This window comes from Paeniglutamicibacter terrestris, from assembly GCF_012271785.1.
GTDB classification, from domain to species: domain Bacteria; phylum Actinomycetota; class Actinomycetes; order Actinomycetales; family Micrococcaceae; genus Paeniglutamicibacter; species Paeniglutamicibacter terrestris.
Genome location: NZ_JAAWVT010000007.1, coordinates 24312 through 38134 on the forward strand (window position 1 = coordinate 24312; position 13823 = coordinate 38134).

At 58.4% G+C, this 13823-nt stretch carries 9 protein-coding genes and 2 riboswitches; all 9 genes read left to right on the plus strand.

The genetic code is table 11. From position 1 onward, the window contains the following. Positions 1–72: 72 nt before the first annotated feature. The 9 genes from HED64_RS13865 (at position 73) to HED64_RS13905 (ending at position 13742) form a co-directional block, all read left to right on the plus strand. Positions 73–1212 (plus strand): hypothetical protein, encoded by a 1140-nt coding sequence (locus HED64_RS13865; RefSeq protein ID WP_168152634.1) that lies wholly within the window; start codon positions 73–75, stop codon positions 1210–1212. Between the two features lie 327 nt (positions 1213–1539). Next, positions 1540–3969, plus strand: a complete 2430-nt coding sequence (locus HED64_RS13870; protein WP_168152635.1) for a DUF4143 domain-containing protein — start codon at positions 1540–1542, stop codon at positions 3967–3969. Between the two features lie 312 nt (positions 3970–4281). Then, positions 4282–5214 (plus strand): 5'-nucleotidase, encoded by a 933-nt coding sequence (locus HED64_RS13875; RefSeq protein ID WP_342590730.1) that lies wholly within the window; start codon positions 4282–4284, stop codon positions 5212–5214. A 1100-nt stretch (positions 5215–6314) separates the two neighbouring features. Beyond that, positions 6315–6489, plus strand: a riboswitch (cyclic di-AMP (ydaO/yuaA leader). 3 nt (positions 6490–6492) lie between these two features. Next, positions 6493–7500 (plus strand): M23 family metallopeptidase, encoded by a 1008-nt coding sequence (locus HED64_RS13880; RefSeq protein WP_245326007.1) that lies wholly within the window; start codon positions 6493–6495, stop codon positions 7498–7500. Positions 7501–7615: 115 nt separating this feature from the next. Then, a riboswitch (cyclic di-AMP (ydaO/yuaA leader) is annotated at positions 7616–7780 on the plus strand. Positions 7781–7785: 5 nt separating this feature from the next. Next, positions 7786–8694: an NlpC/P60 family protein gene (locus HED64_RS13885; protein ID WP_168152636.1), complete on the plus strand. Its 909-nt coding sequence runs from the start codon at positions 7786–7788 to the stop codon at positions 8692–8694. A 439-nt stretch (positions 8695–9133) separates the two neighbouring features. Beyond that, positions 9134–9580, plus strand: a complete 447-nt coding sequence (locus tag HED64_RS13890) for a DUF6153 family protein (RefSeq protein ID WP_168152637.1) — start codon at positions 9134–9136, stop codon at positions 9578–9580. Between the two features lie 357 nt (positions 9581–9937). Beyond that, complete coding sequence (locus tag HED64_RS13895) at positions 9938–10810, plus strand: F510_1955 family glycosylhydrolase (protein WP_132365155.1); 873 nt, start codon at positions 9938–9940, stop codon at positions 10808–10810. After that, positions 10807–11490 carry a GNAT family N-acetyltransferase gene (locus tag HED64_RS13900; RefSeq protein WP_132365156.1) on the plus strand — a complete coding sequence of 228 codons (684 nt, stop codon included), beginning with the start codon at positions 10807–10809 and terminating at the stop codon, positions 11488–11490. The genes HED64_RS13895 and HED64_RS13900 overlap by 4 nt, the downstream gene beginning before the upstream one ends. Before the next feature lie 155 nt (positions 11491–11645). Further along, positions 11646–13742 carry a copper-translocating P-type ATPase gene (locus HED64_RS13905; RefSeq protein ID WP_132365157.1) on the plus strand — a complete coding sequence of 699 codons (2097 nt, stop codon included), beginning with the start codon at positions 11646–11648 and terminating at the stop codon, positions 13740–13742. The last annotated feature ends 81 nt before the right edge of the window (positions 13743–13823 follow it).

The following is a 13823-nucleotide window of genomic DNA, read 5'->3' on the forward strand; positions in this document are numbered from 1 at the left end:
GCCAGAGCAGCACCAACACTTGGTGATCGAGACCGTCGCACTCGTAGACCGCGCACTACGGAGAGTCGGCCATTGAACCACACTGACTTCAAGGACAATCATTTTGTGTTCAATCCTCCACAAGGGCCAAACCTCACGACCACCCAAGCAACCGAATTGGATGACAGCTATTTTCAGTCTCGTCCCTTCGGCTATTTTTCATCACGCATCGCGACCTTGAGTGCGAGTGGCCAAACAGAGAAAAACGTCGTGGCAACCGACTTAGGGCCAAAACTTGCTGCTGCCCTGGGGCAAACCTCAATCTCCGATCTACTTGACTTCAACGACTCGGACCGTGAATTACAGATAGCGACAGACTCTTTCGCTCTACGCCATCATGCTGCAGAGTCTCTTGTACGTCTTTATCACGGCCTAACCCTAGGCATCGCGGCTCAGGGTTCCGCGCCTTGCGCATGGGCTGCAGTCGCAGAGGGGCCAATTCGGACCATAGACCTGGTAGACCAGGCCAAAACTCATTTGATGAGCCCAGAAGGACATCAAAATTTTTGGAAAATGGTCTTTCCTGAGGCTGTCGCATCCCAGCACGACAACGAACAGCAGGCCAACCAGGCGCTAAATGTCATCGGCGACTGGCTCCATCACGCCATGACCCTGTTAGTGCGCGACGATATCAACATCAACGCAGCGCACAACAAGGTAAAGCATGGCCTATCCGTCAGGGCCCGAGGCGATCTTCGCCTGACTTTCACCACTCAGGCACCAAATGCGGACGGGACTGTTCCCTTAAGCGCTCTCACGGGGGCCAAAGCATTCGATATTTTCGATACGCCTACGATCGACTATTTAGCCCGGCCTCCTCGCAAGGGAAACCGGAAACAAGGGCTGGAAGTCTCTTCTCTAAAGCTGGTTCCATCCACCCTGCTGGCCGAAACCTGGATGATGTCCGTAGCTCACGCTGCCATGTTCCATGTGGCAGCCGACCGACACTTCACGGGCCGCGATATCCCATTCCAGCCCCTCCCGAAGCTGCCCCTTGGCCCAACCCCGACGCAACTCCTGGGGGAATCCGTAGTCGGCATGCGGCAACCCGTGACTACACCCCCCGATGGAGGGCCCGTAGAGAGACCTACTGGAATTGCTTTTCAGTCGAATTTTGTCCCGCTTGAGGTAAATTTCAACAGCATGATGTCCGGCAAGGTTGTGGAAGGATGACGCTTCCGTTAACGCTCACCCTGTAACGCTAAGCTCACTTCTCGCTTATTCCCCATCATTCAGGAATATGGGACATTGCTCGCGGTCGCGGATTCGGGATCTTCGTCTGATGTGGTTAGTGCGACGCCAAGTTATAAACATTGTGATCATTACAGTTGGGGGTACCCCCTTGGAAGACGCCAGACTCATCGTATGGGATGTGTAACTGGCCTCAAAGCTTCGCGGTGGTAGGCAGCCGTTCTCATTTTCTTACGACTCGCACAACTTTTGATTCACTTTGATCGTCTTATGTTGGATCTTATACTCATCCAATGTAGGATCTAAATCATGCAGGTTCAACGATTCATTCAGCCCACCTTGATTGAGTACATGGCGACTACACCCGTGGTCATAGTCGAAGGCGCACGCGCCGTTGGTAAGACATGGCTTCTGAGGGAACTCCAAAAGGCAAACCTTATCGCTGCCAGTTTTACTCTCACGGAGCCCACCCAATTGGCTGCTGCCACCGATAATCCGTTAGCTTGGCTTCGGAGCTTGCCTACCCCCTTTGCCATCGACGAAGCCCAACTGTTGCCGGAGCTTCCCCTCGCGCTCAAGGCACTTCTCGACGAAACGGATGAGTCCGTGCGATGTGTATTGACGGGTTCGGCGGCGATTGGTCAGACAGGGCTTGGTGGGACAGACCCACTGGCCCGTCGATCAGCGAGGCTGACGTTGGAACCACTGACTGAAGCTGAACTTGCTGCTACAGAACTTCGTCCTTGGTCCGTCATTGACCTTCTATTTGACGGAAGCCCCACAATCGGGAAAACGGTGCCTCTGCCCCTCGATTGGGCTGAGCGAATGATTCGTGGGGGGCTGCCCCGTTATCGAATCATGAATGCGGGCCGCTCCCTTCGCGCCCTACATCGTCAGATAGAACAAGACATCAAGGCCGTCCTCACCGATGACGTGCTGCCCGGCGAGAGGAATGATTCCCGCATCGCCCATGACGTTCTAACCCATCTCCTGATGCATCCTGGCGGCGAGTTGAACACCACTGCCATTTCCAAATCCATCGGAATCGACACCCGAACGGTCAATCGGTACATCGACATTCTGGAACGACGCTTCCTGCTCGACGAAATTCCCAACTTCCACCGGCCTTCGAAGAAGTCGTCACGTACCACCGCCAAATGTTACCCGGCCGATTCCGCGCTCTCCGGCTCAGTGCTACTCGCTACTGGCCGGACCATGACTGATGCAATGACGCGTGGCGGAATGATGGAAACCCACATTGTGCAGCAAATCAAAGCTCATCTTGGCTGGGCCGAAATCGATGTGAATCTCACCCATTGGAGAGAGAACAAAAACGGCCGGACAAGTGAAGTTGACCTCGTCCTAGAGGACAACCAAGGACGTCTCGTGGCCATCGAGATTAAGGCCGCTGGCGCGATCTCTTCGAGCCATTTCAAGGGTATCCGTGCTTTCAAGAACTACTACGGAGAAAGATTCCACCGAGGATTCGTCATAGGAACCGGCGAGCAAGCCGTTGCTTTCGATAAAGATCTGTGGGCTTTGCCCTTGACCTCGCTGTCCAATCTCGAACTATGGAACGCGCCTGAAGTCCCTGAACGCATATCAACAAACGACCCAAAATCAGCCTCTGAGCTTGAGAAAGAAGATGTCTTGCCCGCCCTAGAAGAAGCACAGATATTCATCAGCTACACCCACCAAGATCAGGACTCGAGCACAGGCGGGGACATCCGCCAATTCGCCGCCGACGTAGTCGACGCCCTCGATGGTCTTCACGGTCGAACCGTCAAGCTTTTCCTTGATGTCAAAGACGTTGGATGGGGCGAGGACCTCTGGTCAAGACTCGACCAAGAGCTTCAAGCCTCGACCTTCTTGATGCCCTTCATCTCACCGCGTTACCTCAAAAGTGACGGGTGCAGGCGGGAATTTACGTCATTCTCAGAAGCGGCGCAACGCAATGCTTCGGAGCAACTTCTGTTGCCACTGATTTGGATTACACCACCGGCACTTCGCTCCGAAACGTTGACGGATCCAGTGGTCGAAAGGTTGAAGTCAACTCTGTACCTCGACGTGACCGCAGCCCGGCGTGCTGACCGTGGATCCGCGGATTACGGAAATCTAGTGGAGTTGGTAGCCGACCGTCTCGAACAGGTCATCACGGACCGAGAAGCCTTGACCAATTCCCCGGCCGATTCCGTTAGCACCAAATTGCCAGATGGTGAGCCAGAACCAGGATTTGATGAATATTTGGCAAATGCCGAAGCTCTGCTTCCGCAAACCGAAGAAGCGCTCGAGACCTTCGTTCAAGACTTCACCGATTTGGGAGAGGCGTTAAAGGAGTCATTTGCGGGTCTTCAAACGAAGAATCCCACCCAACTGCGGGCTTCGATGGTTCGTGTGGGCAGCGCCCTAAAGCAACCGAATGAGAAGCTCACGATTAGTGCCCACGAAGCAACGCGAGTATGGGATCAACTTTTGACGAATCTCAACCGTGGATTCAGTCTTTATTCCGAGATGGACGCAAGCGAAATGCCTCCGGATTTTGTGGAGACCCTCCAGTCTTGGGCAGACCAACTCGAGGCCATTGACTCCGCAGAAGTCGAAGGCATTGCGCAACAAATGCCCAAGATGTCCAGCAAGCTTGCGCCTACTTCGAAGGCGCTGCTGTCTGCGGTTGGGACTCTAAGATCCATGGAAACATCCATTAGGTCGTGGCTGACTGCTGTAGGACAACCCAAGTAATTTGGCACCGTCATAATCCTCGAAAGTTAGCCGGGGCCATTCTTGCTGCACCTGTTCGGGATAGCGACTCGTAAACTCCGTGCCTCAGAACCCAGGGATTTTGAGACAGCTCTGGAAGCCGCAGACGGGGCACTATGGGGGAATGTTTTTGAAAGGCCGGATAAATACGCATCGAGCCTTGCAAGGAGCGGACTCGAACAATACGCATCGTACGGTGGGGCCGGCATGCTGGCGACGGCAACCAGTCCCCAGTCGGCCGGCTGCTGTCGGATAGCATGAGCGGAGAGCGTTCCGTTGAGACTGAGGAGCAATGTGGCATACGATCTGGAAAATATGCTCGTCGTAGGGGTTGCTTCGAGCGCGCTCTTCGATTTGTCGGACGCTGACACCGTCTTTCGCGATCACGGGGAAGCTCAATATCGCGAGTATCAGGAAGCGCATATCGCGGATGCGCTGGAGCCGGGAGTGGCTTTTCCGTTCATTAAGCGCCTCCTTTCGCTTAACGACCTTTCGCCGGATAGCAAGCCGCTCGTCGAGGTCATCGTGCTGTCGCGCAACGACCCGGAGACCGGTCTTCGGGTGATGCGTTCGGTTGCACATCATGACCTTCCCATTTCGCGTGCGATCTTCATGCAGGGTCGGTCACCCTATGAATACATGGGTGCTCTCAATATGTCCCTGTTCCTGTCGCAGAATGAGCAGGACGTTCGCGTCGCACTGGGGATGGGGTTTGCCGCTGGCCAAGTGTTGGGGTTACCTGCAGCTGATCCAAATGGTAGAGACCTACGAATCGCATTCGACTTTGACGGCGTCTTGGCCGACGACTCATCGGAGCGTGTCATGCAGGCCGATGGCTTGCCAGCCTTTCATGCTCACGAGACCGAGCATCTTGAAGAGCCATTGCCCGAGGGGACGTTGTCGGAGTTCCTCCGCGGCATTAACCGCATCCAGGACATTGAGGAAGCGCTTGCAGAGGCCGAGCCTAGCTACAACCGACGTGTCCACGTCGCTATCGTCACTGCCCGAAATGCCCCGTCGCATGAGCGGGTCGTAAAGACACTCAAGTCCTGGGGCGTGCGCGTAAATGACGCGTTCTTCCTTGGCGGCATCGAGAAGGCGAGAGTATTGCGCGTGCTCAAGCCTCACATCTTTTTCGACGACCAACTCGGACACCTCCAAGGTGCCGCCGACGAGATCCCTAGCGTGCACGTTCCGTTCGGCGTGATCAACGAGGCAAAGGTCTAGCACAGCGGATCCCGAACCTACGATAAGGGCTACATTTCCTATCAGAGGTTTCAAATATCCAGCCATGCGATAAAGGGCCTGAGACACATTGCTGAGAGTGACCCCGGCGGCACTGATAGGACACTGCTTCTACCGACTGGACCAGAGTTACCCTTCTCAGTAAACGATCCTTAGTTGCGACAGCTGTCTTGGCCAATGCTTCCAAGAAACGTCGGAAATGGGCATCCGCAAAGGTCCGCACCGGGACAGCTAGAGCCGGGATAGACTCCTTGGAGTCGGCTCGGGCGGCAAGTGTGTGAGCGATAACCCCTATGCAATCCAGCAGGATAAAGTGTGTGATCCTTGCCTCTATGATCGTCCGCATACTGGTAGCCGTCACCGCCGGAGAGCGCCTCCACCGTTCGGTTCCCGAGATCGTCAAGGTTGGCAGGATGTGCTGGGGTTAAACGGTTAAACGCATGCATGAACCGACTAATATCGCGTCCCACAGGGTGCACCGGCCAGAGGATTCATGTCTCACCGGTACAGCGACTGCAAGCTCCGTTCAAAAAACCTGCAGTCGCCTAGAAAGAGCTTATCAGGACGTTGTTTGCAATCGAAGCGTCCGTCCTGGCCGATCTTTGTACCTTCATGTAGCTTCTTCTTTGGGCGGATATCAGGGTCCGCACGAAACGGAAACCTAGGCAAGCATCAACAATTCAAGCGGCAAGCACGGTCGTCTGCGTAGTTAAAGTCTTCTTCCAACGGCTGCCCTGAAACGGATGACCCTCACAACCGCGATGTCGGCATTTCCCTGCTCTTCACCCATCACTTCGGCGATTCGTTGATGCCATACACGTAGGACCAACGCGGGATTGGACGTGTTCTGACACAAGTGCACGGAGGATGGGGGCAGAACGGAACCCGTCGTAGGCGAGTGCTCCGGGCGTATTCGAGAATGAAACCCATGACCTCACTTTAGCCCGAACCCGAAGGGCCGAGACCACGTGTTTGTCCGCCGCATGGATGATAACGGAACTATAACTTTGGCATAAATTCCGATAGATTACCCATTGGGTTTCACTTACGCAAATCCGTCCCGATCCGATTCGCACAACCCTACCGGCGGATCGCGGAGTCAGAATTCCCGGTAGGGGCGGAGGACCCATTCAACCGATCCTGGTCTTGGACCATGGATCTCGGGGTGAAGTCGAGTCCACTTTGGTGGGCGCGGCCGAGTTGATCTCATGACTCGAATCCGACAGCTAACTTCGCAGGCGACACATGAGAGGTTGACATTTGAATCAGCAGCACCCTGCCGGGCGCCGTCGCGCGTCCGGCCCCGTTGATGTTTCTCCTGCTGAAGGTTCACCAGAGCAGATCACGGACACCGCACTGAGCGGTAAAGCCGCTTCCCGACGTCCCGGTCGACGCGCCCTGAGCGTGGACCCGGAAAACGTCGATACCGTTGAATATGCCCACTACGGTGGACGCCGCTTCGACGCGGGCCTGCGCTATGCAGCTTCCCCGGAAACAACAACCCTTGCCGTCACCGAAATCTCTGAATTTGTAGCCCCTCCCGTCGCCCCCATTGCCACTCTGGCAAAGGACGATGAGCTGGACAATGCCCTGAAATTCGCACCCCGTACGCAGCGTCCCAGAGTTGGTTTGGTGCACAAGTTTGCCGCAGTCGCTGCCGTTTCCGGCCTAGCGTTCGCCGCTGCCTACCCCGGACAAGATACCGAGGAAGATACCTCGGAGACTCCACGCGTCGCTCAGACTGCTGTCGCAGATGTTAAGGCCCCGGCCGATGACGAGGTTAAGATCGAACGTGCCTCGCTGACCAGTAAATTCACTAAGGAAGACAAGCTGGCAACGGTCATGACAGCCGCCGGAGGCGATGTCACCCAGATAGCCTCGAGCGGGGTCCTGGCCCAGCCGTTGGACATCGTGCGACTGACATCGCGCTTCGGGTATCGAAAGAATCCGACCGGACCGGGTTTCATGAACCACAACGGTCTGGACTACGGCGCAGCGTGCGGGACCCCGGTCAAGGCCAGTGCCGCCGGCACGGTTGTGCAGTCCGAATTCGCTGGCCACTCCGGCAACCGCGTGCAGATCGACCACGGCAACGGGCTGGAGACCAGCTACAACCACAACTCGGCCCTGAAAGTGACGGTGGGGCAAAAGGTTGAGCGTGGCGAAGTTGTCGCATTTGCCGGCACCACGGGCAACTCGACCGGCTGCCACGTCCACCTCGAAGTCATTGTCAACGGCAAATGGGTGAACCCTGAGGGCTGGTTATAACGACGATTGTCACCAATTCGTGACCAAAACGTGACTTTTGGATTCGCTTCCTATATTCTAAGCGAGCGACCCGGGAACAACCCTGCTCGCCGCCGCGGAAGTGCCGAGCACTGCCAGCCCACGGTGTCCGTTTACAACTCGTTTGGCAGTGGCGGGGGACCCACTTTCGGTTTCCGCACCAGGAAGCCTTGGGGTTAAGTGATTCGGTCCACGGGCCGGATTGCCGAGTGACTCCCACTCGAACCCGACAGCTCACCTCGTAGGCATCAGGAGAGGTATTACTTCGTGACTACACGTCAAACATTGGGCCGTCACCGCGCGACCGCAGTTCGAACCAACCCGCTAGAGTCCATCTCGAAGGCAGTCGCCTCGAACGCTGGATCGGTTGGCCGCCAGGCAGCAGTTATTGCAGCCGCGTCAGGTCTCGTACTGACCCTCGGTGTTCCGGCAGCTCAGGGAAATGTTTCCCGAGAAGCAACTGCCGTTCCCGTTGAGGGCCTCTCTGCAGAGCGCGTCGCAGTCAAGGCCGTTTCGGTCCCTGCACAGCAGAGCAAAGACCTGACGATCGAGCGCGCAGCGTTCACCTCCAAGCCGGCACCGGCTCCCGTAGTGATTGCCGTGGCCAAGAAAGTTGCGCCAAGCAGCACCGCAACGAAAACGCACTCCCACGAAACTGCCCCGGTGACACGCTCCAACGGCACCGCAACGAAAACGCCCTCCAACGACACCGCCCCGGTGACACGCTCCAGCAACGATTCAGATGCTTACGCGCCGGTCACCCGCTCGAACCGAGACAGCGCACCGGAAGCCACGGCTCCGAAGCCCAAGAGCGACTCGATGAATACCTCGAATCTCTCGGGCATTGCTGCTACCGCGGCCAAATACGGGGGCGTTCCCTACGTTTGGGGCGGCAACACTCCGGCGGGCTGGGACTGCTCGGGCTTCGTCAAGTACGTTTACGCGAAGCACGGCATCGACATCGCCCGAGGCACCTCGGCCATCCGTGCCTCCGGCCAGTTCGTGCGCACCAGCTCCCCGAAGCCCGGAGACTTGGTCTTCCAGAACGGTGGTGGCCACGTCGGCATCTACCTCGGTGGTGGCAAGATGATCGGTGCGCAGAATCCGACAACGGACACTCTTCTCCACGATGTTACGCGCAACCCTCTCTACGGGTACTACACCCTCAAGGGCTAAAACATAAGCTTTCCGGGGTCTCCGGTCGATCCGCAGGGATCAACCGGAGACCCCGGTTCCTCCTTTTAATCTACGTTCTCTTTAGTGGCCGCTTCTTGACCTGTGGGAAGCTTTGGCTAGGGCCAAGGGTGCTCACACTGCCGAAGTTGGCGGCCTGATGTGAGGGCACTGCTTGATTGTTCTTTCGTGTACACACTGCCGTAAAATCAAGCAGAGCCCTCCGGGTCAACCGGGCCATGGCCATGGTTTCGACCGCCCTTTGTTTTGGTATTCACCACTGGTGCCATGGAACCGGCAACGGACTCGGTTCTCATCTGAGTCCCGAGGGCCGCAGGGTGGTTCAAGACACCAGATTTGCAACAAGCTGACCTATATCCCGGCCTGCTTGCCGGAACACCGTACGAATTAGGTCCGAAACCACTTGGAAAGGAAGCCCGCCGTGAACAAACGCCGAGCAATCTTGTCCTCGGTGTTTCGCCCAGCATTTTTGATGGTGGCGCTGGTCCTTGGTCTGCTCGCGATGCACATCCTCGGCGTGGATCACCAAGTTCCGCACGGAACCCATGGTTCCCACAGTTCGGTTACCGACCAGTCGATTCCTGATTCCTCACCGGGCCTGGCCCAGCAGTCGGCACTGGGGCAGCACACCCCGATAGACGAGTCCCCCGCATCTCTTGCGGTCGATTCCCTGAACAGCATGGAATCTACTGCTCTCGGTCTGTGTGTCATTGCACTGTCTCTCGGTGGAATCTTTTTCCACCTGATTTCCCGGGCCTTCCGGCCGGTCCCCGGACGTGGGCTAACTGCCCCACCGGTGAAGTGGATTCGGCAAAGTCGCGCCCGCACAACACCTTCACTGGTTCAGCTTTCAATCAGTCGTACGTAAGAGCAGTGCCTCACCCCGGGCCAACCATCTCCGTTATCGTGCCCCTTTTCGGCAAAGTAGCCCCCATGTTAGCGCCGTCCTTGGCTCCCCCGAGATACCCGCGCGCAGGGCCACCTGTCTTGTCTTCACCGACACCACGTCCGTAGTTGCTGTGGTGACTCCGGATCTTGAACGACACCACGAATCGGCGATGAGCGCCTTGGGAAAACCACTTCTGCCCAACGAGTAACATTTGCCGACCCGATCGACGCGTTCGGTTAGCGGTCCGCTACCACCATCCACTTATTAAGTGCATGTGGGGCACCCAAAAAACTCGCTCCGGCAGGCTCACCTTTGCTCTTTTTTCCTTGGAGAACCATGTCTTCCACCCTGCCCATACCTCGACGTACCCGAAGGTGGTCTGCGACGGCCATCGCCGCGCTCGCCACTCTGGGACTTGCCGCGTGCGGTGAACCCACGAGTTCGGGCGCCGACGCACCGCCCCCGGCTAACCCCTATGGCCACATCCATGCCATTAGCATCGAGGCTTCAACCCAACGCGTCCTGCTCGCCACCCACAATGGTCTCTTTGACGCCACCGATACCGTTCCCCAAAAGATCGGCCCAACGATCGACCTCATGGGGTTCACCGCCGCATCGGACGGGACCTTCTACGCTTCCGGGCATCCCGGGCCGGGCACCGATCTGCCAAATCCTCTGGGACTGACGAAATCCGCCGACGGCGGAGAATCATGGACACCACTCTCGTTGCAGGGCGCCTCCGACTTTCATGCGTTGACAGTGACCCGCGACCTGATCATTGGGTACGACGGGAATCTCCGCTCAACCGTTGATGGCCGGAAATGGTCGGATATCGGTCCCATGTCACCAACTCCCTATGCGTTGGTGGGAAACCCCGAGAGTACCGTGGTCCTGGCCACCACCGAGGAGGGAGTGTGGCGCTCCCTGGACAGCGGAAAAACCTGGTCTGCCCCCAACGGCGGGCCACGGCTCCTCACGGCCGCGTTCGCGGATCCGATGACCATCGTGGGTGTCACGCCTGAAGGCAGCGTGCACCTGAGTCTCGACGCAGGGCTTTCCTGGAAAGCAACCGGAGCCGAGGTGGATCAACCGGCGACCATGGGCGCCACCCGGACAGACGAGGGGGGACTTTCCATTTGGATGGCCATGGAACGCGGCCTAGTCAAGTTCACCTACGACGGCACCACGCTCACTGAGGAAAGCCGATGAGCCAGATTGAACCAAAACTTCCCAGCACCCGATCTCCCGTTCTCATCAGGCAGGCCACGGAAGAAGACCTGCAATCGATGGCTTCGGACATGATCCGGTATCTACCCGAGGGGCTTTTCCCCCATTTAGGCAAACGCTTCGTGCTGCGTTGGATGCAGACCTTTCTGACCGAACAGTATGGGGTCGCCCTCGTCGCGGTAACGATCGATGCCCCGCGGCAGCAAGTGGGTTTCCTGATCGGTTCGACCAACCAAATCCACCACGTCGCCGACGTCCTGCACCAACATAAGTGGAGCCTACTGCGCGCGGGGCTGGTGGCACTCTGCCTTCGTCCGCGGGTGCTATTTCATTTTCTGCGTACCCGTGCCCGACCCTACGTGCGCCGCATCATGGGGCACAACAACGGACCGGATGAAGGGTCCGTCCCCAGACCGGCAACGGCCGTGATCACCTCACTCGTGGTACTGCCCACAGTACGGGGCGAGGGAATCGGACGATTCCTAGTGGAGGGCTTCTTGGAACGCGCGGCGGCGGATCAGGCGTCTCTGGCCGAGCTCGTGACCACGGCTGGAGCCGAGGGGGCGGGAACGTTCTACGCGAAGATTGGCTGGAAACGCGGGGAAGAACGATATTCAAAGGACGGGACGCCCATCCACACCTATCACCACTCCTTGCAATAGTCGTTCACCGGCGGCAACTGCATCGAGCGAGTGTCGAGCCCGACGCCGCCATCAAGAAATTGCCACTTGAAAAACATACCCCCCGGGGGTATGTTTGGGGTGTTGTTGGCGAACCGTCCAGTCATCTGCGGGGTCCGCACTGAGCAAGGAGAATCATGGAAGAGCACAGCAAGGGGCATCTTCACCAGGAGACGATGCCGAGTATGGATCATTCGACCATGGGGCACGGGGGCATGGACCATGACGACCACGCGGTCCACACCCAGGGCCAGCATGCCGGGCACAGTACCGCCATGTTCAAAAACCGCTTCTGGCTGACCCTGACCCTGTCCATTCCCGTGGTGTACTTCAGTCCCATGGTCGGACATCTTCTGGGGTACGTTGCGCCAGAATTCCCGGGATCAAGATGGATTGCACCCATATTGGGCACTGTCATCTTCTTCTATGGCGGGCAACCGTTCCTAAGGGGCGGCTGGCAAGAAATCAAGGCCCGGCAGCCGGGCATGATGCTGCTGATTTCCATGGCCATCACCGTAGCGTTCATCGCCTCCTGGGTGACGAGCCTGAGCCTTGGTAGTTTCGATCTGGATTTCTGGTGGGAACTGGCTCTGCTGGTAGCCATCATGCTGTTGGGGCACTGGATCGAAATGCGGGCGCTGGGCTCGGCCCGCGGCGCCCTAGACGCGCTGGCGGCGCTGCTCCCCGATGAGGCCGAGCGAGTCATCAATGGCGGCACCGAAACCATCGGTATCGCCGAGCTGGTTTCCGGGGACATCGTCTTGGTGCGCTCGGGGGCGCGGATGCCGGCAGATGGGCTGATCACCGAGGGCTCCGCCGAGGTGGATGAGTCGATGATCACCGGTGAGTCAAAAACTGTCCCCCGCACCGTGGGAGATCCCGTGGTGGCCGGGACAGTGGCCACGGACAGCTCCCTGCGTCTGAGGGTCACCGCTGTTGGAGACGACACCGCACTGGCAGGGATTCAGCGACTGGTGGCCGAAGCCCAATCATCCACTTCCCGGGCTCAGGCGCTGGCCGACCGGGCCGCTGCGTTCCTGTTTTACTTTGCCGCCGGATCCGGCGTCATCACCTTCATCGTCTGGTCGCTGCTGGGCAGCATCCCGGATGCGGTGACCCGCACCGTGACGGTGCTCGTCATTGCGTGCCCGCATGCCTTGGGGCTGGCCATCCCTCTGGTGATTGCCATCTCCACGGAGCGGGCCGCCCGGGCAGGGGTCCTGATCAAAAACAGGATGGCCCTGGAACGGATGCGCACCATTGACGTGGTCTTGTTCGACAAGACTGGCACCCTGACCAAGGGAGAACCTGCCCTCACCGATGTAGAAGCGATCCAGGGCCTGTCTACCAATGGCCTGTTGGTCCTCGCCGCTGCCGTCGAATCTGACAGCGAACACCCCGTGGCCCGCGCCATCGTCAATGCTGCCCAGCTCACGGGTGTACCTTTGCCGACGGCCACGGATTTCCGCTCCATGACCGGCATCGGGGTCCAGGCAACCATCAACGGCTCGAGCCTCGCCGTGGGCGGGCCCGCCCTGTTGGCGGAACTGAATCAGACCGAGCCCGATGACATCGCCACGGCAACCAGAGGTTGGAAGGAACGGGGAGCCTCGGTGCTGCACGTGATTCGCGACGGAGCCGTAATCGGCGCTGTCGCCCTGGAAGATAAGGTCAGGGACGAGTCCCGTCAGGCTGTCCAGGCGTTGCAGAACCGGGGCATCAAGGTCGCCATGATCACCGGGGACGCACGCCAGGTGGCCCAGTCCGTCGCCGCCGAACTTCACATCGATGAAGTGTTCGCCGAGGTCCTGCCGCAGGACAAGGACCAGAAGGTCGCTGAACTGCAGGGTCGCGGGCTGAAGGTGGCCATGGTCGGTGACGGCGTCAACGACGCCCCGGCCCTCGCCCGTGCCGAGGTAGGCATTGCCATCGGTGCCGGCACTGACGTGGCGATGGAATCGGCGGGGGTAGTGTTGGCCGGTAACGACCCGAGGGCCGTGCTGTCCATGGTGGATCTCTCTCATGCCAGCTACCGGAAAATGTGGCAGAACCTGGTGTGGGCCACCGGCTACAACATCATTTCCGTGCCTCTGGCTGCCGGGGTGTTCGCGTTTGCCGGGATCGTGCTCTCCCCTGCCGCCGGCGCGGTCCTGATGTCTCTGTCGACCATTGTGGTCGCCCTGAACGCTCAATTGTTGCGCCGGCTCAAGCTCAACCCGGCCGACGTCCGCTGACCCTGGCGCCGAGGCGCAACCCAGCCAGTATGCGTAGAATCCGCAACAACCCGATCATGATGACTATCCAAAGGAAGGACC